General features: G+C 67.7%; 11 protein-coding genes. All 11 read right to left on the bottom strand.

The genetic code is table 11. The features are described 5' to 3' along the window. Positions 1-14 precede the first annotated feature (14 nt). The 11 genes from AB0323_RS10995 to AB0323_RS10945 all read right to left on the bottom strand — a co-directional run bounded on the left by AB0323_RS10995 (position 15) and on the right by AB0323_RS10945 (position 21,649). Positions 15-1,769, bottom strand: coding sequence for a hypothetical protein (locus AB0323_RS10995; protein ID WP_366177348.1), 1,755 nt, complete (start codon positions 1,767-1,769; stop codon positions 15-17). Position 1,770: 1 nt separating this feature from the next. Next, positions 1,771-7,332 carry a hypothetical protein gene (locus AB0323_RS10990; protein ID WP_366177347.1) on the bottom strand — a complete coding sequence of 1,854 codons (5,562 nt, stop codon included), beginning with the start codon at positions 7,330-7,332 and terminating at the stop codon, positions 1,771-1,773. A gap of 166 nt (positions 7,333-7,498) precedes the next feature. Beyond that, positions 7,499-11,593 carry a type IV secretory system conjugative DNA transfer family protein gene (locus AB0323_RS10985; protein WP_366177346.1) on the bottom strand — a complete coding sequence of 1,365 codons (4,095 nt, stop codon included), beginning with the start codon at positions 11,591-11,593 and terminating at the stop codon, positions 7,499-7,501. A gap of 125 nt (positions 11,594-11,718) precedes the next feature. Then, positions 11,719-13,794, bottom strand: a complete 2,076-nt coding sequence (locus AB0323_RS10980) for a hypothetical protein (RefSeq protein WP_366177345.1) — start codon at positions 13,792-13,794, stop codon at positions 11,719-11,721. A gap of 132 nt (positions 13,795-13,926) precedes the next feature. Then, on the bottom strand, positions 13,927-15,693 hold the full coding sequence (locus tag AB0323_RS10975; RefSeq protein ID WP_366177344.1) for an AAA family ATPase: 1,767 nt from the start codon (positions 15,691-15,693) through the stop codon (positions 13,927-13,929). A gap of 153 nt (positions 15,694-15,846) precedes the next feature. Then, entirely contained in the window at positions 15,847-16,119 is a 273-nt protein-coding gene (locus AB0323_RS10970; protein WP_366177343.1) for a hypothetical protein, read from the bottom strand. Positions 16,120-16,144: 25 nt separating this feature from the next. Then, positions 16,145-16,939: a hypothetical protein gene (locus AB0323_RS10965; RefSeq protein WP_366177342.1), complete on the bottom strand. Its 795-nt coding sequence runs from the start codon at positions 16,937-16,939 to the stop codon at positions 16,145-16,147. Between the two features lie 87 nt (positions 16,940-17,026). Continuing rightward, positions 17,027-17,566, bottom strand: a complete 540-nt coding sequence (locus AB0323_RS10960) for a hypothetical protein (RefSeq protein ID WP_071416492.1) — start codon at positions 17,564-17,566, stop codon at positions 17,027-17,029. Between the two features lie 159 nt (positions 17,567-17,725). Further along, entirely contained in the window at positions 17,726-19,984 is a 2,259-nt protein-coding gene (mobL, locus tag AB0323_RS10955; protein ID WP_366177341.1) for a relaxase MobL, read from the bottom strand. 112 nt (positions 19,985-20,096) lie between these two features. Continuing rightward, the gene (locus AB0323_RS10950) at positions 20,097-21,113 is read right to left on the bottom strand and encodes a hypothetical protein (protein WP_366177340.1); all 1,017 of its coding nucleotides are present in this window, start codon (positions 21,111-21,113) and stop codon (positions 20,097-20,099) included. Beyond that, positions 21,113-21,649 (bottom strand): hypothetical protein, encoded by a 537-nt coding sequence (locus AB0323_RS10945; RefSeq protein WP_366177339.1) that lies wholly within the window; start codon positions 21,647-21,649, stop codon positions 21,113-21,115. Before AB0323_RS10945 ends, AB0323_RS10950 begins: the two co-directional genes overlap by 1 nt. Positions 21,650-21,699: the final 50 nt, after the last annotated feature.

The raw sequence follows: 21,699 nt of genomic DNA, 5'->3' as shown, positions 1-21,699 counted from the left end.
CGTTCGTTTCCGGACTATGCCGGCTGGTAGTCCTCGGCTCCGCGGTCGCGGCTCCACTGGCCCTCCGGCCCCGGCCGGGCCGAGGGGCCGGGCCCCTGTCGGAAGGGCTGGGGCCGCGTGCGCTGCGCCGCCAGGAAAGTAGCGGGATCGTCGACCGCGGCCCGCATCGTGTCCTGCCAGTCCTCGCCGAGGGCCAGCTTGAGCTCGTGCTCAAAATCCGGGTCCTCCTTGTTCAGCTCCTCGATGGCGTCCACGTAGGCGTTCGAGTAGACACGCTGCTGCGCCTCGTCCGAGAGACCATCGATCTCCATGCTTGCGAGCATGCTCTCGGACTGGTCGAGGCGCTGCTGGAGGTCCTCGGGCAGCCCGCGGGTGTCCAGGCCCTGCTTCTTGGCCGCGAAACCGATCATGTAGCCCATGACACTGCCGCCGAGGGCCTGTCCGTCGCCACGCTGGACGCCGTCCAGCATCGCCGCCTTCATGGTTTCCGCCAGCTGGACCTGGTGCTCGTCCGGCTCCATCGGCAGGCGCAGCGTGAACATGCCCTCGTCGGGGATCCGCCGGCCCAGGTGGTCGTCGAACTCCCCGGTCCAGACCTCGCGTACCCTGTCGGTGCCCGCGAGGCGGGCCTCGTGCGGCGGGGCCTTGACGATGCGGCCGTGCGCGACGCCGTTGAACATCAGGCGCAGCTCCGGCTCGGACTCCATCCGCTCGCCGATGATCGTCCGGGCGCGCTTGACCACCTCGGCACGGTCGAGCCCGTCGTCCTCCATCTGCTGGCGCAGGCGCTTGCGCAGGGCCTTGTAGCTGGCGTTGATCTGCTTCGCGTCCTGCTCGGGGTCACGCATCTTCCAGAAGGCGTTCTCCATGAGTGCGACCTCGGTCATGGCCGTCGACTCGGGAGTAAACAACTCACGGTTGCCCCGCTCGCGGCGCTCCAGGTCCTCCAGGCGGGCACGCCAGCGCCGGGAAAGGAAGTCGTCCCTGCTGGTGCCCCACCGCCCGCCCGACTTCCCGGACTGCTTCCCGCCGTCGTCGCCGGCGGCCTCCTGCGCCTCCGGCGCGCCCCCGAACAGATCTCCGACCAGGGCCGCCTGGCGCTCGGCCCTCTCGCCGATGTGCCGGGTCTTCGCGTCGATCCGGTCCTGGACCTTGTCCTTGAACGGCTGCAGGTAGGAGTCCATCTCCTTCCTGAAGTCAGGAGCGAGCATCCGCATTGCCATCATCATGCCGGCGGCCTGGATGACCGAGTTCGGGTTCACGCCGCGGGTGAGCGGACGCAGGCAGCCCTGCATCATCATCTGCATGTAGACCGCGTGCATCGCGTCGAACTCCTTCGTGCGCTCCCCGTCGTTGAAGCCGGGCACGAGCAGCTTCGAATCGCGCAGCGTCTGCATGTACGCCTCGCCCGCCAGCCGCGTCTCCGCCCGGAGCTTCAGCAGCCGCTCCCGGTCGTCGAGGCCGTCATCGTCGGCCGCAGCGCGCTCCTGGTCGCGTGCACGCTGGCGCTCCCGCTCCTCGGTCCGCTCCCGCGTCGCGGCCCCGAAGAAGCCGCGGGCACGGTCGCGCAGCCGCTCGCGCTGCCCGCGTGAGGTGTCGTGTCCGGCCTGCGTCTCCGGCTCGTCGACAACCTCCGCGTCGATGATGTCCTCCTCCCCGCCGTCCATCCCGTACACGGCATGGACGTCGCCCAACGGGTCGACAGGCAGTGCCTTGCGCCCCCGGCCCCTGCCGCCCGGACCCATTTCCTGCTCCGTGTCCTGTGTCATGTCAGCCTCCCAGTCCATAGTCGTCGTCACTCTGCTGCTGCCCGGTCTCGTAGCTCGGCGTCCAGGCCGGGCGACGGCCGCCCACGCCGACGGCGTGTGCCGAGCGCCGGCTGGCACCGCGCGCCCTGGCGGCCCCGTCCCCGGTCTGCGCGAGCACGTCACGCTTGAGGACCGAGGCATCCACCGCGGCCTCCGCGGAGTCCAGGCCGTCCAGCCCGTCGAGGCCGTGCGCCGCGAACGCGTCGAGCTCGCGTGCCGCCGCGGCCCGGGCACGGCGGGTGCCCGCTGAGGCGAACTGCTCGTTCTTCTCGCCGTCGAAGACGCTCTCGCGATTCTTCGCAGCCTGCACCAGCGCCTCGAAGTCGCCGCCGTAGGCCATACGGTCCATCACCGTGCCCGCCAGGGACGGGTCCTCCTCGAGGTTGCGCACCAGGCCCGACTTCGGGTCCTCCAGCGCGCGGGCGACACGGGCGACGCAGTCCGGGTTGACCGAAACGTTGAACCCGTCCTTGGCCTCGTAGAACTCAACGAACTGGGCCTCCCACTCCTCGGCCGTGGCCTGGACAGCCTCGCCGTCGGCGAACTCGGGACGCCACTGGCCGGGGCCGGTATGCTCAAGCTTGCGGCCGCGCCACAGATCGCGCCCGGGACCCTGCAACATCTCGTACTTGTGCCGGGCCTCCGCAGCGTCGTGCTTGGCCTGCAGGATCGACTGGGTCACCGGATAGGTCACCTCAAGCACCGCCTTCAGGTCAGCGCCGCGCAGGGCGCGCACCGCACGCTGGGAGAACGAGCCACCCAGTCCCGTGCCGTGGGCCTTGATCGCCGTGGCGAACATCGAGGCCTCCTGGTCCTCCTGCGTGATGCCCGGCGTACCCTGCTCGTCGCCGAGGTTGCGGGCGTAGTCCCCGAGCTTCTTCTCGCTGCCCTTGGCTCCGGTCTCGACGCAGACTTCGCGCACGCTCTGCAAGTGCGCCTCGCGGCTGCTGAAGATCAGCGCCGAGCCGAACTCGCCGCGCTGTGCCGAGCGATAGAGATCGCTGAGCTCCTCGACGAGGACCTCGTGGCCGGCGGCAACCTCGTGCGGATCGCTGACGAACCGCAGGCGGTTCGCCTCCTTGACGGCACTCTCAAGACTCTCCGCCAGCTCCGGGCTCTTGGACAGCGCCACCTGGGTGTCCAGCGAGACCTGCATGGCCAGCGGGTGCGAGCCGTCGGCCTTCACCACGCCGGTGTCCAGGAGGTTCGCTCCGACCGAGAGCCTGGCCATCGCCTCGGCCTTGGCGGCCTCGCTGTGCAGCCTCACCACGGCGACCGCATCACCGTCGAAGTCGCCGTCAAAGCACTGGTCCATCACCGGGTTGATCGCCGCGCCGGTGAGCCGGTCGTCGATCGCCACGCGCATGTAGCGCACGCCGGAGTCGCGCAGGACCGGGTCGCGCCAGACCAGCGCGTGATCGCCTTCGGCCAGGCCCAGCTGCTCAGCCTTGACCGAACTCAGAGCGATCTGATCGATGTCCAGCCGAGGGTCGGCGGTCCAGACCATCGTGGCCGAGTCCGACAGGCGCGAGCTCATCAGCCCGGTCTTGAAGATGTTGTTCTTGCCGGTCAGCACGCGGTTCTGCACGTCCGTGGTGATCGCCTCGAAGGCACGCTGTGCCCGCGAGACAGACTCGCTCATGCCCCGGCGCACCTCGGCGCGCTTGTCCGGCGACAGGCCGTGGTCGTCCAGCTGCTCGGCCATGTACCGGTAGCGGCAGGCTTCGACGAAGACGTCCTGGTAGCTGCGCGTGTAGTCGTGCGTGACGGACGTGCCGTCGTCGAACTCCTGGCCGCTGCGCAGGTGCGAAGAGAGCACCGGCAGCTTCCACGAAGTCGCGCTGACCGTCTCGGTCAGCTGACCCGTCGGGTAGGTCAGCGGAAAGGGGATTTCCATGTCGCCGCCGCGATCGCCGATCAGGTCGCCGAAGGACTTGCGCATGGCCGTGGTGTTCAGCCCCGGCGTCGCGCCCTCGCTGCGCGGCTGCGTGCGCATCAGTTCCGGCATCGGGATCAGGCGGCGCTCGGGCCGCTCGTCGACACTCTCGGGCTGGCCCACGACGCGCAGGGTGCCGTCGGCCTCCATGTCCAGTCCCGCCACCAGCAGATACTCGCGCAGGTTCGACTCGGCACCGGAGTTGTGGCCGTAGAACTCGCGCATGATCGCCGGGCAGTCCTGGGACTGCAGCGCCCAGGCCAGCTGCGAGGAGGCCTTGCGCCCCTTGCCGGCGCGCACCTGTTCGTCGTCGTAGATCTTAGTCTTCTCGTCGACAGCCATGTGGGTGACCACGAACCGCATCTCGCCCAACCCTCCGTCGACCGGCCCGGCCTCGGGGCCCTGGACGGCCGGGCGGCGGATGTCGCCCACGGCACCGCCCATCAGCTCGCGCGCCGATCCGGCGTTGCGGCGGGAGATCAGCGAGAACGGGCTCATCACCACGTCGATGCCCGGGTTCTCCCTGAACCAGGCCACCTCCTGCTCCAGGCCCTGGGCACGTGCCTCGTCCGGGTCCATGTGGCGGTCGACCACCAGAGAGACGACACCCTTGTTGCCGTGCAGATCGCTGATCTTGTCGCCCACGACGAGGTCGCGCAACTGGCCACCGGCCCCGCGGATGCGGTGCCGCTCGGAGAACTCCGTCGACACCACGATCGGGTCGTCGGCCGTCCAGCCGCCGAAGGTCATCAGAGCGGTGCCGGTCGGCTTCGTCACCTCGGAAGACTGCATGATCGTCGAGGCCGTCATCTGCTGCCGGTCGAACGGGTCATAGCGCAGCGTCTCCAGCTCCGGCCGGCTCATCAGCGCGGCGCGGGAGCCGGTCACGGTCTCCGGGTCGCCCGGCTCAATCGTGCCGTCGGGGCGCACCGCGGCGTCCTCGGTGAGGTAGCGCACGATGCCCTGGTTGGTCGCGCCGCCGGTCATCACCGGATCGAAGAAGCCGCCGGGAGCCGTCACATGGTTACGGTCGGTTCCCGTGAGCACCGTCATGTTCCGTCCACCGGTGAGCCGCCAGGCGTCGAAGACGTTGTCGTCGGCCGGGTCGGTGCGATCGCGTTCGGCGCGGTACTCGGCGTAGATCGTCGAGCCCTGCTTGATCTCGTTGGAGTAGCGCACGCGCTTGGCCTCGGTCTCGAGGATCGAGGCCGTCCACTCGTCCAGTCGTGCGGTGGCCTTGCCGGTGGCAGGGTCGACCTCATACGTCGTGGCCCGTTCGATGAAGTCAACCGGGTGCTTGGTGCCGTAGAGCTGCGAGTACACCGCGTTCAGCGAGGCCGGCTCGCCGGTCCGGCTGCGGCCGGAGACGAGGTCACCGGCAAGCTGGTACTGGATGCGCTCGTGCATCAGCTGTTCGTAGCCGCGCAGCACCGTGCGCTCCTCGACCGACTTGGGGGCCTCGCCCGGGGTCTGGGCCTTGATCCGCGCCTCGTAGCCGGGGACGATCAGCGCGTTCTCGCCACTGGCGAAGCGCGTGACAATCTCCCCATGGCTGCCGACATCGAAGACCTGGCCGATCTCACCGGAGACCGGCGTGGCCTTGCCGTCACGTCGCAGCTTTTCGGCGGTCCAGCTGATGACGCCCTGCGCGTCGACCAGGATCTCACCCGGCGTCGCGGCGTTGCGCTCTATGCTCTCCCGGACGGTCTGACCGATCCGACGCATGAACTCCGAGGGATGCTCGGCGATGGGGGCGGCGGTGGCCGCGTGGAAGGAGACGATCCGGTCCTTGAAGCGGGTCGCCTGGAAGCTGGTACCCATGAGCTCGGTGGGAGGCACCCCGCAGCGGCGCAGCGCCGAGGCGAGGTTGTCCAGGTTCGACCACTGGCCGGTCGGGCTGGTCATGTACTTGGCGACGCGGGCGGGGTCGAAGCGCTGGTCGAGCCACTCGCCGTCGATCAGGTGCGGCTCGGCATCCCAGGTGCCGACCAGCTCGAACGGAACGTCATCAGCGTGCGCACGGACCTTGTCGGCGGCCGTGCCACCATAGACGAGGTTGCCCAGGTCCGGAAGCTCACCGGCCTGCAGCTCGCCGATCTCCTCCAGGCGCTCCTGATACATCTCCTCGGTCGCGCCCGGACGCAGCAGCTCGCTGCGCGCTCCGGTGAGTACGTCCCAGTATGAGCGCTGGATCGCCGCGACCTCGGGGTCAGAGGCATACTCCGGGGGCTCGATCTCGTCGAGCACGCCCTCGGTGCGCTGCAGCTCAGACTCCGCGCGCAGAATCAGCTCCTCGACGCCCAGGGCGGCGCGCAGGTTCTCCCGCGCGGTATCCACGGCCTCGCGACCGTAGGCCTCGGCCGGCTCTGCATCCACGAAGAAGGTCGGCAGGGAGCGGTTCTTGGCATCCCGGCGCAGCATGACCTTGGACCCGGGGCGCGGGGCGCTCTCACCGGGGACGACATAGTCCGCGACGACGAACATGCTCTCGCGGTCGACGTGATAGCTGTCCGGCACGTCGATGAGGGAGCGGCCGCGGCCATGCTCGGGGTGGCTGGAGCCGACGACGCCGACCACCGTGCCGGGAAGATCCTCGCGTTCGATGGGCAGGCCTTGGGCGAAACGCAGCAGCCGCACGGCGTCCTCGGAAGTCGGGGCGGGCACGGCCATGCCGCCGGGCACCCGGTGATTGGTGCTGTAGCGCAGCACCGTTCCGTTGTCATAGATGCGCGCCCCGGCGTACTCCTCCTGGCGCGTGTCAGTGAGACGGATCTCCATGCCGGTCCCGGAGATCCGGGCCTTGATCTGCCCGGGCTCACGGTCGCGCAGGACCTCGTAGGCCACGCCCTGGGACTTCAGCTCCTCGAGCAGCGCCGCCGAGCGCGCCACCGCCCGCTGGGACATGAAACGGTTGCGGTCAACGCGGCCGGTCTGCGGGTCGCGTCCGCCGTCGATGACCCACTCGCGGACCTGGTCGTACTCCTGGCGGCTCATCTTGTCCATGAGCGCCGTGAGGCCTGCGGCGTCGTCGTTGGTCATGGCGCGGCCGGCCTCGTACGGCTTACCGTCCTCGTCGAGCCGCCAGAGCGTCATGTTCCCGCGGCGCGGCTCAGACAAGGACTCCACCTCACCGCCGGCGTTCTTCACGATCGTCTCGTCGGGAATGTACAGCAGCTCGGTACCTGCGCGCTTCACCGTCGCACGCTCGGACCAGGCCGGGTCGTAAGGGCTGATCGGCAGCCGCGCCGAACGCGGGTCAATCTCCGCTCCGACACCCGTGGCACGGGTGAACTCACGCTGCAGCGTCTGGTAGCGCTCGTTGGCGGGGGAGTGGTCGCCGAACTGCGGCTCGTAGTCCGGGACGCGCTCGGAGAAGGCCGTGTCGATCGCAGTCAGACACGCGGTGACGCCGAGTCCGGGATCAGCCAGGGCGGTTCCGCGCTGGCCGAGGATCTGATCGACCCGTCCGCGGATGGCCTTCGCCTGGGAGATGGGAATGATCTCCCCGCTCTGCTCCCGGGCCTGCTCGACTGCCTTGTAGAAGACGTACTCGTAGAAGTACCGCCTCAGTCCGTGTGCCTTCTTCATTGCTACTCAGCCTCCTGTGGACGCTCGGGGACATAACTATGTATAGATCATACCCTGACGATTTGAATGGAAGCGATAGATGAGTAAGAAACGAGCCAAAAGACGAATGCCGGGACAGTCGAATTGCATCGACTGTCCCGGCACGGAGCGAATAGACCCGCCGGCACTACCCCCGGGACTTCATCTCTACGGCCATGGCCCGGTCGAAAGCCCCGTCGGCCAGGACCTCCCAGCTGGGCAGCGAGGCCAGGTAGGTGTAAAAGGCGGCGTGCACCTTGACCGTGGCCAGCGACCGCAGATCCTCTTCGGTCACGTCCTGCTCGGCGAATACGCGTGAGCCCTCGTCGCTGATCTGGCCGTTGATCCTGCGGGCGGCGTCGGTGTAGGCATCGGAGCGGACCTGGCTGATGTAGGTCTTCGACCCGTCGGCGCTGCGCAGCTCGCCGTCCCCGCCGACTGAGAAGTGCTCGCGGTCCCGCTGCATCTCCACCAGCGCGGTCTTGTACGCCTCACCAATCTCAAGGTCCAGGGCCTTGACCTTCGCCGAGCCGTCGAGATTGATCAGCATCTCCTTGCTGACCGTGCCCTCGGCGTAAACCAGGCGCTTGTGGTCCTTCTGCGTCGCCTGGTGGGCAGCCACGGTCGCGGCCACCTCCACGTCCTCCAGGAACTCCTCGTCGTTGCCCAGCATCATGGCCTCGTAGTCGTCCGGGTCCACGACCACCGGGGCGTTGGGATCGCCACTCTCGTCGGTGAAAACCATGCGCGTGATGACCTCCATGACCTCGTCCGAGTAGACGTCCGGGTCAAGGCGCTCGATGTCGATGTCCTTGTAGTCGTACGTCTCCTGGTAGAGCGTCTTGGCGTCGGCCGCCCTGACCGCCTGGGCCATGCGCTTGTCGAGCATCTTGACGAAGTCCGGCTGGTTCATGCGCACGTCGAACTCCATCGCGGAGCTGAGCGTGGGAATCGTCTGCAGCGAGTACTCGTGCCCCGGGTGGGTGATCGTGTTGCCGAGCAGCTTGAATGACATCGGCAGGATCGTCTCGTTGCGGTTCCAGACCGGCGCGTCGCCGGCGCGCAGCACGATCGAGTTGCGCGGCGAGAGGAAGGCGAAATCGTTGTACTTGATCAGCGGCTCCTCCTCCGTCGACCAGGTGCGCGAAATCGCTCCGTCCGTCTTCCCGCCGACCACCTTGTCCAGGTTCTGCGTGATCTGCTTCGAGCTGGCGTGGGTCCGGTGGGTCTTGCCGCTCATCTTCTCCAGCGTCTCGATCATCGAGTCGTCGGTCGACTTGAGGAAGACGATGTTGCTCGTGTTTCCCTGCACAATCTTGTCGACCGACTCGCCGTAGACGTCGCGCAGCTGCTGCAGCGTCTGCAGGATAAGCGTGAACTGCTGCTCCTGGCCGAGGCCGATGGAGAGCATGGTCTCGAAGCCGGCGATGCCATTACCGTCGGACTGCAGGTTGCCGAGCTCGTCGAGCATGAACCGGGTGCGGTAGAGCGGCTTCTGGTTCGACTTGGTCATGTACGACTGGTCAAACGAGACGTCCACCAGCTGCTTGACCAGGATCAGGATCAGCTTGGCGTACTTCATCAGGTGCGGGGGAGTGACGAGAAAGACCGCCTTGGGCGACTCCGAGTACCGCGCCATCGTCTGCGTGATCGCGCGCGCCCGGACCTCGACCTCCTCGGGGTGCCCTCCGCCGGAGAAGTCCAGCTTGCGGCTCGGAAAGGTCGTGTCGCCGGGCTGGAACGAGAGGATCTTCCCGTCGCGGGTGCCGCCCTCCCGCACCGGCCGCAGCTCGCGCAGCACGCCGTTCTTCACGATCTTCTTGCCGGTGACCGGCTCGACCACGAAGTGCCGCCCGTTGAGGGAGAGCTGGTAGCTCTTGCGGAAGTGGAAGTAGAAAGTGCGCACGAGCATGCCGCTCTGCGGGTTCTTCAGCTCCAGCTTCAGCCAGGCCTCGTCGCCGGGGAAGATTCCCTTGAAGTTGTAGCGCGCCCAGCCCACGCGGCCGACGATCTCCGAGTGCTCGAAGTCCTTGCCAAGGTTCTGGATGAACATCGGGTCCGCGTACGCCGACCAGCTCGCCATCTGGCCGAGCAGGTGGTCGCGCTTCATGAAGTTCGGCGAGAACCGCACGCCCAGCCGCCGCGGGAAGGACAGGCCCGCCAGGTCAGTGTTCTGGCTCGGCTTACCCGAGGTCAGGGTCGAGATCGTCGGGTCGGTGAAGAAGCTCATGCCCGTGATCGCGATGCCGTAGACCGAGGACATCATCTTCTCCGCACCGGCCATGGCGACCAGGGCGTTGTGGGCATTGCCGACGAGCGTGCGCATCGAGTTGCGCGGCAGGGCCTGGGTGGCGTTGAAGTAGAGCGTGAGCAGGTCCTGCTCGGCCTTGCCCTCCCACAGGAAATCCTTCTCGGCGACCTTGGCCTGCTCCTCGGCCAGGGCGTCCTCGTCCTCTTCGAACTCGCCGTTCTTGATGCGCTTCTCCAGCTCGGCAGCGGGGTTCTTCCACTTCTTCGAGGTCAGCTGCACGAAGAGCTGGTAGCAGTTGTACAGCGTGACCTTTCCCCACATGTCGTCCAGCCGCTGCTCCAGCGTGCCCGGGTCCATGCCGGTGGCTGCTGCGTACTCGCGCAGCTCACGCTCCTCCTCGAGGTAGTAGTCGATGAGACCGTAGGCGGCCCGTTTGAAGGCGTTGTTCGCCGCGTTCGGCCAGACCGGGTCCTCACCGCCGTCCAGCGGGAAGAAAACCTCGCCAATGTTCTCGATGTAGAGCGCGCACTTGGTCGAGTCGCCCTCGCGGGCGGCGTCGGCGGCCATGCCCAGCGGGTTGTAGATGTCGGTCTTCATCGCGTTGATCAGGTTGAACTGCACCGGCTCGAAGCCGCGCGTGACCAGCGGGATGTAGTTCTTGACGAGCAGCTCGCCCTTGGGGTCGTTGATGACCATGTTCGAGGGCTTCTTCTCCCTCGACCACATGTCGATCATCGGCTCGATGTAGGTCTGGCCCTTGCCCGCCCGGGTGATGGCCAGCACCATCGTGTTCACGGGAGCAGTGTCGACGATGTAGGCACCGGCAGGGCGCTGGACTTCGTACGCCGGGAACTCCCAGTCATCGGTGATCAGGTCAGACACCGTACGGTAGGGCCCGAGCTTGTCACGGTTCGCGCCCTGGAGCTTCCCAGGGTCCTTCGCCTCTTTGGCCTTGCGCCGGCTCTCCTCGGTCGGCGGGTTGTACGGGATCACCGTTGCGTCATACTTCCGGCGCAGCCGCTTGTCCCGGGGCAGGCCCGAGGCGTCGAAGAGCGCCTCGCCGAACTCCTCGTCGATCAGCGGCAGGGTCTCGACCAGCGGCTCGCCGTCGTCGCCGTCCATGGCCTCACCCTTGTAGTAGACGATGTTGCCGTCCTGGTCAATCACGTCGGACTCTGCGCGCCGGGAGACCTTGACCGTGCCCAGCCCCTTCTTGCTGAGCATCATGTGACTGATCATCGAGCTAACCTGCACCCCCGAGTGCGCACCGGCGTCCGGGAACCAGCCGTAGTTCTGCTGGACCTCCTCCGGCAGCGCGATGTGCTGGTCGTTGCGGTGGTCGTTGATGTCCGTGTGGTCGACCGTCGCGTTGTGCTTGGCGACCTGGCGTCCGGTCCAGGTGGAGATCACGATCATGACCAGCGCGCCCGATCCCAGCGTCAGGAAGAGCTTGAACCCGGTGACGGACCCCAGCTGCCCGCCGACGTTCGTCGCCGTGGGCGTAGCCCCTTGGTCAGCCTTCGGGGCGTCCTGGGCGGCGCTGCCTGCGTGGGTCCACCACGCTGGCACCGGGACGTCCTTGAGATCCGGGTAGCACTTCGAGCCGATCTCGGGGTTACCCTTCTCGTTGACGGCGCGGTAGCACGTCATCGGGGCCCCGCCCTGGCCTGTCGTGGTGTCCTCCACGTAGTACGAGTCCGGCTTTCCGCTGCTGTTTCCGCCCAGGCCACCGCCCATCGTCGCCCCGAGCGTGAGCACTGCCGTAGCAATGACCGAGTACAGCACCCACGCAACGATCGCGACCAGCAGGCCAGCGACGCCGGCGAGCACGAGGCCCGACGTGTTCGACTTCTTGCTCAGCCGCTCGCCGCGGTCCAGCTGCTGGTCTTCATAGACGTCCCGGTTCGTCAGCGTCTCCTCCGGCCGACGCGCCGAGATCTTCTCCCAGCCGCTGGCCTTGGGCCGTGCCGCCCTGCGCTTGCTGCCTGCCATTGTTCTCCCTGCCTGTTTCCGCGTGTGTCTGTGTGTCCTGCGCCTGTTGTGATCCCGAAAGACGCCGACGGCGCACAGGGTGCGAGCCCCATGCGCCGTCAGACCCCGTCGATCTCCGAGTCGGATCAGCCGCCCATGGCTGCCCCGCCGATGAAGCCGGCGAGGCCGCCGAGCACGGGCAGCGCGACGATCAGGGCGATGAGCATCTTGTTGTAGCGGCTCTGGATCTCCGAAGCCCTTGCCAGCTCGCTGGCGTAGGACTCCTTGTCCGCAGCCATCTCCTCCAGCCGCGCCTCGTAACGGCGCTTGACCGAGTCCTCGACAACCTCCATCTGCTGCAGCAGGTCCGTGTTGCGCTGCGTGGCCGAGTCGGTCTTCTCCTTCTCGAGGGACAGGCTGTGCTGCCATTCCGTCTCTCGGGCCTGCATCTGGGTGATCGCGTCCTTGCGGTTGCGGTCGAGCTCGTCCTCCATCCGGCGGATGCGGTCGGCGTGCTCGTTGCGGATCGACTCCAGCAGCGCCTCCTGCTCGCGGCGCAGGACGCCGATCTCGTCGGTGGTGCGCTGGTGCTCTGCCAGAGCCTCGGCCTGGGCGATGTCCGCCTTGCGGTTGTCGTCGACGATCCGCTGGATCTCGGCCTTCCACTGCCCCAGACGCTGCTCCTCGGCCTCGAGGTAGGCCTTCTGCTTCTCGGCCAGGACCTCGAAGATCCGCGTAGTGCCGACCTGCATCTTCAGGGCGGCGTCGGAGCGGCGCACGCGCAGGATCTCCTGGCGGTCGTGCGAGTAGGAGTTCTCGAGCACCCGCTCGATCTCGGCGACGGCGTCGGCCTGCTCGCGCTCCATGCGGGAGCGGTTGCGCTCCTTGTACTGGATCTCCGCCTGGAGGGCGGCCTGCTCGGCGAGCTTCTTCGCCTGGGCCTCGTAGTCCTGGACGATCTCGGCCTTGCGGGTGCGGATCCGCTGTTCCTTCTCGGACTCCCGCTCGCGGTGCGCCGCCTCGGTGCCGTCCTTGAGTGCCTTGTAGCGCGAGCCCTCGCGGTCGGTGGCCACGTCACGGATGACCTGCTCGACGTGGGCCGACATGAGGTTCACGTACAGCGTGCGCAGTTCGTCCTCGTGCGCCCACCGCAGCTGGGCAAGGTCGGCGTTGGCCTGCCGGTTGAGCTGGGCGACCTGGTCGCCGAGCCATTCGGTCGCACCCTGCGGCACCTCGATCTGCACGACCGGCGCGCCGATGGCGAAGGTCGCATTGAACTCGTCCAGGCGCACGTCGAGGTCCAGGTCCTCGGAGAGGAAGCGGCGGGCGATGACCTCGCGCACCTGCTCCTGGTTCTCCAGCAGGACGGCTTCCTCCTCGGCCGGGGCGTAGGCCGTATCGTCGGCGGTCACAGGACCGGTCTCCTCGTCGAACTCCTCGAAGCCGGCCGTGCCGTCGAAGCCGGGCTCCGGCTCCACCGCAACCGGGGCCGCGTCCTCGTCTCCGAAGTCGACGGCTTCGTCGTCGAACACGGGCTCATCGCCCGCAGCGTCGAAGACCGGCTCGTCACCGGCACCCTCCTCCCCGCCGGGGATGGAGTCGAAGATCGGGTCACCTTCGTCGGCGGTGTCCACGGCAGCAACAGCGTCCGCGTCCGCGTCCACCGCGGGAAGGGTCCCGGGCTCGTCGGTGGTGACGCCGCTGTGCTCGCGCCAGGCCTGCGCTCCGACAGCCTCCTCGAGGCTCAGCGTGCCGGAAGCGACCTCCTGGGCCTGCTTGAACGTGGCCTCGGCGACCAGGTCCACCAGCAGCTCGCCGCTGGGCTTCTGCCAGACGACGGCCCAGGAGTACTCCGCGCCAGCCAGGAGCGAGTACTCCTCCATGCGCGCAAGCGTCTCCGTGTTGGGGATGATGCCGAAGACCTCTTCGCCCAGCATCTCTGCCGTGGCGACGGTCTTGATCTGGTCGGAGTCAATGAGCTCGATGAGCGAGCCCTTCGCCTCGTCGCGGCCGTGCCGCTTGCTCAGCCCGCCGATGGACTCGGCGGCCAGCACGAGCATGACCCACGCCGTGCCGCTGGGGAAGACGAACTTCGCGTTCGACCGCAGCAGTTCGACTGCTGCGGGGATCGCCGTCTCCCTGACCACAGACGACAGCAGCTCGTCAGGCTTCTTCTTCCGATCCTTGTTCCGGCTTCCCGCAGCCGTGCCCAGAATGCCCATTGGTGTCGATCCCTTCGATGATGAAACGCAGTTCGCCTGGTATATGAGTATCCTATCGCCTATGAGTCGATAGGTGCAATGATAGGCAATCCGACACGACGCCGAATGGTCCGCAATGGCCGCTGGCGCAGATCAGCGCACGGCGCTCACCTCGATGCAGGCATCGGAGGTGAGCATGTCCTTGTGGTCGCTCGCCAGCTCGCCGACGACGTCGATCCGGATCCGCCGCTCAGAGGGATGCTCGTTGATGAACGTCGCCACTCCGGTGGTGACCTCGTCGGTCATCTTCGCCACCGCGCCACGGGCACCGCCGGCATTGGAGTCGGTGTCGCCCTTGTCGTCGATGAGGTACTGCAGGACCCTCTGGTCGATGTCCACCCGCACGTTGTGCTTGATGAGGACCTCCTGCACCAAGTGGCGCAGCTTGTTGCGCACGATCTTGCGCTGCGTGTCCTCAGAGAGCGGCTGGAACGGGACGATGGCGTCGATACGGCCCAGCAGCTCGGGCGGGAAGCGGTTATCCGCCGAGGTCTCGGTGATCGAGCGGCGGATGAGCTTGTCGTACTTCAGCAGCTGCTCGCCCGAGCCCGTGTCGTCGGCCGCGTACTGCGCGATGGTCTTGTAAATCTCCGAGCCTGCGTTCGTCGTCATGACGATGTAGGTGTTCAGGAAGCTGACCTCGCGGTTGTTGTCGTCGGAGAGCCGGCCGTCGTCGAGCACCTGCAGCAGCAGGCGGGTGACCATCGCCGAGGCCTTCTCGACCTCGTCGAACAGCAGTACGGCGTGCGAGAGATCCCAGACCCGCTTCGTCAGCTCGGAGCGGAACAGGTCCATCGAGGAGTCCTGGGCGTACTCGGACATGTCGAAGCGGATCAGGTGGCGCTGGTCGTCACCGAAGAGCAGCCGTGCCAGCTGCTTGGCAAGCTCGGTCTTACCCACGCCGGTCGACCCCGTGAACAGCAGCGAGGCCTCCGGCCGGCCCTTGTCGTTCAGGTCCGCGACCGACAGCTGCAGCCGGCGCGCGACCGCACGCGTGGCCAGGTCCTGGCTGAACACCTTCGAGTCCAGCTGCTCCTTGATCTTCGCGCCGTCGACCTTGAAGGCAACGTTGACGCCCAGAGACTCCTGGAGTACGTCCGAGAGCAGATCGCGGTCCAGCGCCCGCCTGGTGAGGCGGTGCCAGCCAACCATGCTGTCCAGCACCAGGATCGACTTGCGCGGCTGCGAGCTCGCCGGCATGTAGCGCTCGGTGTACTCATAGATCTGCCGATAGATGTGGTCGTCGTAGAACTGGTCGGCGACGTCGTAGTGCTCGGCCATGCCCTGCAGAATCCGGATCGTCGTCTCCTGGTCCGGCGGCGTCAGGTTGATGCGCTGCAGTCGTTCAACCAGCGGCTGATTCGGCCCAATGTGCTTGTGGAACTCGTCATAGGTCGTCGCGGCGATGATTCGGATGCCGCGTGCCCCGGAGGCCGCCAGCACCGGCTTGATCGCCTCAACCGCAGCGTCGGAAAGCTGGATGATCTGGTGGAACTCGTCGATGAACAGGACCAGCTCCTGCTTCTCGTCCGCCACGAAGTGCTCGGCCTCGTCGAAGAAGCCCTTGAGCATGGCGGCCATGCGGTCCGAGTCGCCGGCCTCGGAGATCATCCGGGACGGATCGACCTCGAGATAGAGCCGCTCGGCGTCAGCGGCCATCGTGGCCTGGACGAGAGCGGTCTTACCCGTACCTGCCTCGGCCAGGAGCAGGGCGTTGCACAGCTCCGGCCTGCTCATCGAGGCCAGCAGCTGGAGCTTCTCGTGATCGCGGCCGACGATCTCGCGCTCGGCCCTCTTGAGCGGGTCCGACAGCTTCGACAGGAGCGGATAGCCCTCATTCAGGTGCACTTCATGGAACATGCCGTGGAAGACCTCTCGCCAAGACTTGAATTCATCTGATAGATCAGTCGAAAGTCTATCATGACACCATTCGGCTCGACTGTGATAGGACAGCGAAAGGCCCCCGGACTCATATCCGGGGGCCTCCTGGCCATTCACTCCGTAGGGGTGCTGTCACAGCCCCTGCTGGCGGTCCTCCTGGGACGAAGCCCCATCCTGCTCGAACTGGTAGTCGTACCGCTCGCTCATTGGCCTGCTGGACTCCCGGTCGCGCCGTGCCCGCTCGTTCGCCTCGCGCTGCTGACGCATCGAGGCACCCACGCGGTCGACCAGGGCGCGCCCGGCCTCCGCCCACATGTCCTTGCCCTCGTCCGGGGCCGTGATCTCGTCCAGGCCCAGCTCCAGCAGGCTCGTGCCGCTCAGTGGGCTGGGATCGTTCGTCGCCATAGCCTTCTCCTCCTCCGTGCCTGTCTCAGGCCCCGCGCTGCTGCTCGGTGCCCTCGGGACCGCCCTGGCCCTCGAACTGATAGTCGTACCTCTCGCTGACCGGCTTCCGTCCCTGCGGCGAGGTGCCCGGCAGCTGCTCCTGAGCACCACGGCCGACAACCGAGCCCATCCGCCCGACCAGGTCCGCCCCGGCAGCGGAGCCCTGGGGGGCCTTCTGTCCGCCATGTCCGGCCAGCTCCGTGTGCAGCCCGCGGGCTGCACCCACGGCAGCTCCCCTGGCGGCGCTGGCGGCGACGCCCCTGGTCAATGCGCCGGACTGCTGGGCACGTTGGGCGTGGGCCGCGGTATCCTGCATGGCCTCGGTGCCGAGCCGCCTGGCTCCCTCGCGGAGGCCCGCGGACTGCACGGCCTGTCCGACCTTCGACCCGGCGGCCCGTTGGATGAGCGGGACCTTCACCGGACCCTGAACCGTGCCGCCGGCATGGGCCTGCTTCGCCTGGGGCTGCTCCTGCCGGGACGATTCCGGCTTCGGCACATCCGCTGAAGTGATCATCCCCGGTGCCGGCTCAGCCTGCGGGCGCGGCCGCCGCTCGACCACGTTGGGGTTGAACCTCGAGCCCGGCTGGCCGGGAGCGGGGGAGGAGGGCACGCTATATCGGGGACCCCGCACCGCGCCGAGGCCCGCCTGAGAGCTCGGGCCCCGCTGCTCTCCGGTATCGGGGGTGGCCCCGCGGATCGCCGCCAGCTGCTCGGGCGTGTATGACGTCGGGCGCTGGGCGTGCTCCGGTCGACCCTGGGAACCTTTACTGAGATCTGCCATGATGATTCGTTCCTCTCTATGCGAAAGGCCCCCGGAGAGGTCTCTCCGGGGGCCTTTCAATGAGTTCTGCTGAGCCGTGGATCGGTGTCAGCCGACCGCGGGGGCCTCGGCCTCGACGACCTGCTCGGCCTGGGCGGTCTGCTCCGGACCGGCCTGGCTCTGCTTGGCAGCCGCCTGGGCCTCCTTGGCCGCCTTCATGGAGGCGAACTGGTTGTCCAGGGTCTTGGCGTCGACCTTGAAGTCGCTGGCCTCCACGGACTTGGTGTTGACCACCAGACCGGTGCCGCGCGAGGCCGGCATCACGTTGCCCTTGAAGCCGTAGACGGTGCCGACCTTCTCGCCGTCCTTGTTGAGCAGCGGCTCCGTATTCGGGCCCGCGGCCTTGACGATCTCCTCCAGCTGGCCCACCGAGTAGGGGGCGGTGTTGGCGAAGCGCTCCTTGCCGTCCGGGCCCTTCACGCGCTCGGACTTCAGGTGCAGGTTGCTCTGCTCCGGTCCGCGCGAGTCGCGGGCGTCGACCTGGATGTCGGCGTAGTGCGACTTGCCGTCCTTGGTCGCGCCGTTGTCATAGACCTTGGCGATGAGGTTGACCCCGGTCATTGCGCCCTTGCCCTTGAGAAGTGCCATGATCTCGTCCTTTCGTCGTTCCGTCCGCCACTCGGCAGAACGGCCTTGATCATTCACGTCGTCCGAGCAAAGCCCCGAAGTGCCTGCCGAACTGCTCTATACACTAATACTCCCATAGAGCATTCCGCAACCATTCGAATGATCTTTCAACTCGTGTCCCTACTCGTGCTGGATGCCGTCGGGCCGCCCTGCCGGCTCCTGCTCGGGGCCGGGGAGGACACCGGCACCAGCCACCGCGGCGTCGACCCGCTGCTGGACGCGCACCACCAGGCCGGCGTCCAGCGAGGAGGCCTTCGACCGGCGCATCCGGGCCGCCTGTTCCTGCTCTTCGCGCAGCGCCGCGATCCTCGAACGCAGAACCGGCCGCGTGGAGCCGTCCTCCACCGGAACCAGTTCCCGCGAGACCCGGGTCATCGCGGCGATGTCGTCGACCGGGAGGTCGGCGATCGCCTCGGACTGGCCTGACTGGTCGAGGTACTCCATGGCCGCCAGCAGCAGCCGGCGGCGTTCGGCCGCGGCTGCGGTGAACTCCCGCCGGGCCCGCTCGCCGATCTCGACATCGGCCACGAAGTCGTAGCCCAGGTGATGCAGGTCCAGTGCCTTGACCTCGTCGAAGGGGTGTACCGTCCCGGTCTCGATCGACAGCTGAGTGGAGAGCGCCGGATCCCCGCCAGCGACGGCGCTGCGCTGGTCGGCAGGACCGGCGACGAGCACCAGCCCCGAGTCGGCCAGGTCGGTGCGCAGCTCCTGGAGCCGTTCGTCGTAGACCTGCTTCATCGTCTCGATGCGCGCGTCCAGCACCGCCCGTCCGGCCTTGCCCGCGGTCAGGTGCCGTCCGCCGGGCTGGCCGTAGATTTCGCGGCCCATCTCCTCGGCCTGGTCGGCGTCCTTCATCCGCTGCAGCGAGGCGTCCTGGCGCAGCGCCATCAGCGAGAGCAGGCGCTGGCCGTACGCGGCGACCTCCTGCTGCTGGGCGTACCACTGGCTGGCGTCGCCGACAAACGGCAGGAAGTGCTGGTACTTGCTCATCACCCGCCGGTGCCAGTCCTCTTCGTAGCGGTAGAAGTCGTAGAGCGGCCGGGAGTCCTCTACGGCCACTTCGGCCTTCTCGGCACGCTCCCATTGCCGTGCCAGGTCCCGGTAGGCGCTGGCCTTGGACTTGTGATGCTGCAGGCGGGAGGCATAGCTGCGCAGCCGGAAGCCGAAGGAGACGACATCGTCCTCCGAGCTGCCGTGCTGCTGCTGGCGCTCTGCGGCCAGGGCGGCCATCTCGGCGTAGTCCATACCCATCACCTCAAGCATCGGCGTACGCACCCGCAGCTCCTCCTCGGGCAGGGCGCGCAGCATCTGGTAGACGCCGTTGACCGCCCGCTCGGTGATCTGGCTGCGACCCGCGTCGACCAGGCGCTGCCACGCGTCGGTGGGCAGGCCCTCGGCCTTGCGGCGCTGATTGGCGTACTCCACGACCCTCTCCATTGCCGCCGGCAGCGGAGAGCCCGGCCGCTCCAGCTGCTCGGCCACCAGCTCGGAGACCAGACGGTTGGCTTTGCGCATCCGCAGATCGTTGGTTCCGGCGCGCCACAGCGAGCGGTCGGCGGGCAGGCAGGCCAGCAGGAACTGGGGGAGGGCCTCTGAGCGCATGCGCTCGTGTGCCCAGCGCTTGATGAAGGTCGTCACGTTCCTGCGCTCGTAACCGACGGCGCTGGACAGGTGCGCGACGGCCTGCTTCTCGTCCAGCCAGGCGTCCACGCCGCGCCGCAACCGGGACTTGTGCCGGTCCAGAAGCTTGCCCCGCTGGGTGCCGTCCTTGGCCAGGTGGCCGTGTCCGGCGTCGACCATCGCCAGGTGGCAGTGGACGTGCTCGGTGTCGACCTGGATCACGCCGACGTAGCGCAGGTCGTCGAAACCGCTCGTGCCCGAGCTCATCCGCTCCAACCCGTGCATGATCGCCATCCGCAGCTTCATCTGGTCGATGTGGCCGCGGTAGTCCCCGCGGCCTTCGCAGTGAAAGTCCTCGCCGACGATGCGGTGCCGTTTCAGGTATTCCTCATCGAAGGAGAGCACGGTCTTCAGCACCGTCTTGCCGCTCTCGAAGTGTTTCTGGATGTCCCGGGATGCAGCCCGCAGCTGCTCGTCGGAGAGCGACACTGAGCCGTAGCCGAAGGCCACGCCGCCATCGTCCTGGGCCTGGCGCATTATCGTCTTGGCCTCGACCCTGCTCGTCCCGGCGCGCTCGACCGCGCTCTCGCGGGCCATGTAGCGCAGGATGAAGTCGTCCATGCGCAGCCGCTGGATCGGCGCGAGCGACTCAGTCGCCTGCTCGCGCGCCATGTACCGGGTGACGTAGTCGCCGGGGGTGCCGCCCCGGGACCCCTTGCCGCCGGGCAGCGGCACACTGAACTCGTTGACGATGACCACTGACTGCTTCAGGCCCATCCCGCCTCATCCCTCCGTCGTGTGAATGCACAGAACCCCGGCCGCTGTCCTACAGCGACCGGGGCCCGTCCTGACTGCTCTGCCCGCCTCGGCCTCAGTGGCCCAGGCCGTGCCCGTCTTCCTCGCCGAAGTCGAGGTCGGCGGCGCGGCGGGAGGCCTCGCGCTTGCGCTCCTCGAGCGTCGGCGCGGGCACCTCCTGCCCGGTGGCCTCCTCATCCAGACCAAAGTCCAGATCGTGGGTCGCGCCGGCATCCGGCTCCGCGTCCGCAGGGACGGCAGCATCCTCCGGTCCGTCCAGGTGCAGGGCCGGGGCCACACGCTGGTGATACAGGTGCTCGGGCGTGCCCTCAGTGCGCTCCAGCTCAGCCTGATACCGCTCGCGCTCCGCGGTGATCTCGGCCTCGACCGCCAGCAACTGCGCGGTGACGCCCTCGGCAGCCGGCTGCTGCGCCTCCGGCCGCTGGAGGTTCTCCGCCTGCGCGACCAAGTCGAGCTCGTCCTCGCTGAACAGCGAGTTGATCGCGTCGGAGCGGGCCCGCAGGCCCCGCTGGTCGACGACGGACTCAACCGGACCATGACCATCCTTGGAGCGATCAGCGAAGTAGGCCGCCAGGTCGTACTCGGTGGAGGCCAGGTCGATCTCGAGATCGGCGATGCGGTGCACGTTCATGAAGACCACGGGGGCATCGGCCTGGTCCCCGGACGGGGTGAGCACGAGGGCATCCACCCTGGCGGGCAGCTCCCACTCGATCCCCGTGAGCTGGTCGGGCACGGTGAACGAAGGGCTGAAGTAGCCCTTGGCCGCCAGTGCGACCAGCTGCTCGTCGTCGAACTCGTAGAAGGCGTCGACCTTCTCGCCCTGGCCGTGCGAGTAGGTCACCTGGGTGATCCCGTACGGAAGCGGCTCGGCGGGAGTGATCGAGCGCAGCTCGCCCACGACGTGCAGATAGGGCCGGTAGTTCTCCTCCTTGCCGCGGTGCTTGAGCTCGACAGAGTCGACCAGCACCCCGATCTGGGCATCGAGGCCGTCGTAGCGGTGCGCCTGCACGCCACGCTCCCGCAGGGCCCGGTCGGCCCACACGTCATTCATCATCAGTCCAGCAGTGCGCATCAGTTGCTCCTCTTCCGGTTGGTCTTCTTGCTCGGGCGGGTGGTCCTGGGGGCGGCGGTGGCCGGGGCCAGCGCCGGGGTGCGGGCGTCGCGCACAGCCTGGATCCGGCGGGTGGACCAGCGCCACATCCCGCGCATCGCGGCGATCTCCGCGGCGGCCAGCAACAGGACCACAAACAGCAGCGGGGCGATCCACATTGCGACGGTCCCGGCCATGGTCAGGTCGCCGCTTGCTGCGCCCGACTGCCGGTGCAGCCACGCGCCGAGCATCGGGATCACGACCATCGCAGTCATCGAGGCCAGCACATAGTCGGCGATGAGCACGACCGAGCGGAAGAACACCGCCCAGATCAGCACCGGCGATCCGCCGGAGCCCTTCCCGGGGGCCAGGCGGCGCAGCGCGCCCGCCAGCTTCGAAGGGCCACGCCCGGCCTTCGGCTTGGCCGGGGCCTTCTCGACGGGGACTGCAGTGGCAGCCTCCACCCGGGCTTCGTGCTCGGTCGCGCTGCCGGTCTTGTCCAGAGTCTGGATCGTCATTCGTCTCGTCCTTCGTTGTTGTCGTGTCGTGTCTGTGCGGGTGTCCCGCC

The sequence above is a fragment of the Arthrobacter sp. NPDC080031 genome, from assembly GCF_040702485.1.
In the GTDB taxonomy this organism is placed as follows: Bacteria; Actinomycetota; Actinomycetes; order Actinomycetales; family Micrococcaceae; genus Arthrobacter.
The sequence above is the reverse complement of the archived record's forward strand: the minus strand, read 5'-3'. Positions and strand labels throughout refer to the sequence as shown.

Excerpts from the sequence above, each read along its gene's own strand:
- AB0323_RS10980 (WP_366177345.1), bottom strand. The coding sequence starts at position 13,794 with ATGGGCATTCTGGGCACGGCTGCGGGAAGCCGGAACAAGGATCGGAAG.
- AB0323_RS10995 (WP_366177348.1), bottom strand. The coding sequence starts at position 1,769 with ATGACACAGGACACGGAGCAGGAAATGGGTCCGGGCGGCAGGGGCCGG.
- AB0323_RS10975 (WP_366177344.1), bottom strand. The coding sequence starts at position 15,693 with ATGTTCCATGAAGTGCACCTGAATGAGGGCTATCCGCTCCTGTCGAAG.
- AB0323_RS10965 (WP_366177342.1), bottom strand. The coding sequence starts at position 16,939 with ATGGCAGATCTCAGTAAAGGTTCCCAGGGTCGACCGGAGCACGCCCAG.
- AB0323_RS10985 (WP_366177346.1), bottom strand. The coding sequence starts at position 11,593 with ATGGCAGGCAGCAAGCGCAGGGCGGCACGGCCCAAGGCCAGCGGCTGG.
- AB0323_RS10945 (WP_366177339.1), bottom strand. The coding sequence starts at position 21,649 with ATGACGATCCAGACTCTGGACAAGACCGGCAGCGCGACCGAGCACGAA.
- AB0323_RS10950 (WP_366177340.1), bottom strand. The coding sequence starts at position 21,113 with ATGCGCACTGCTGGACTGATGATGAATGACGTGTGGGCCGACCGGGCC.
- AB0323_RS10960 (WP_071416492.1), bottom strand. The coding sequence starts at position 17,566 with ATGGCACTTCTCAAGGGCAAGGGCGCAATGACCGGGGTCAACCTCATC.
- AB0323_RS10990 (WP_366177347.1), bottom strand. The coding sequence starts at position 7,332 with ATGAAGAAGGCACACGGACTGAGGCGGTACTTCTACGAGTACGTCTTC.
- AB0323_RS10970 (WP_366177343.1), bottom strand. The coding sequence starts at position 16,119 with ATGGCGACGAACGATCCCAGCCCACTGAGCGGCACGAGCCTGCTGGAG.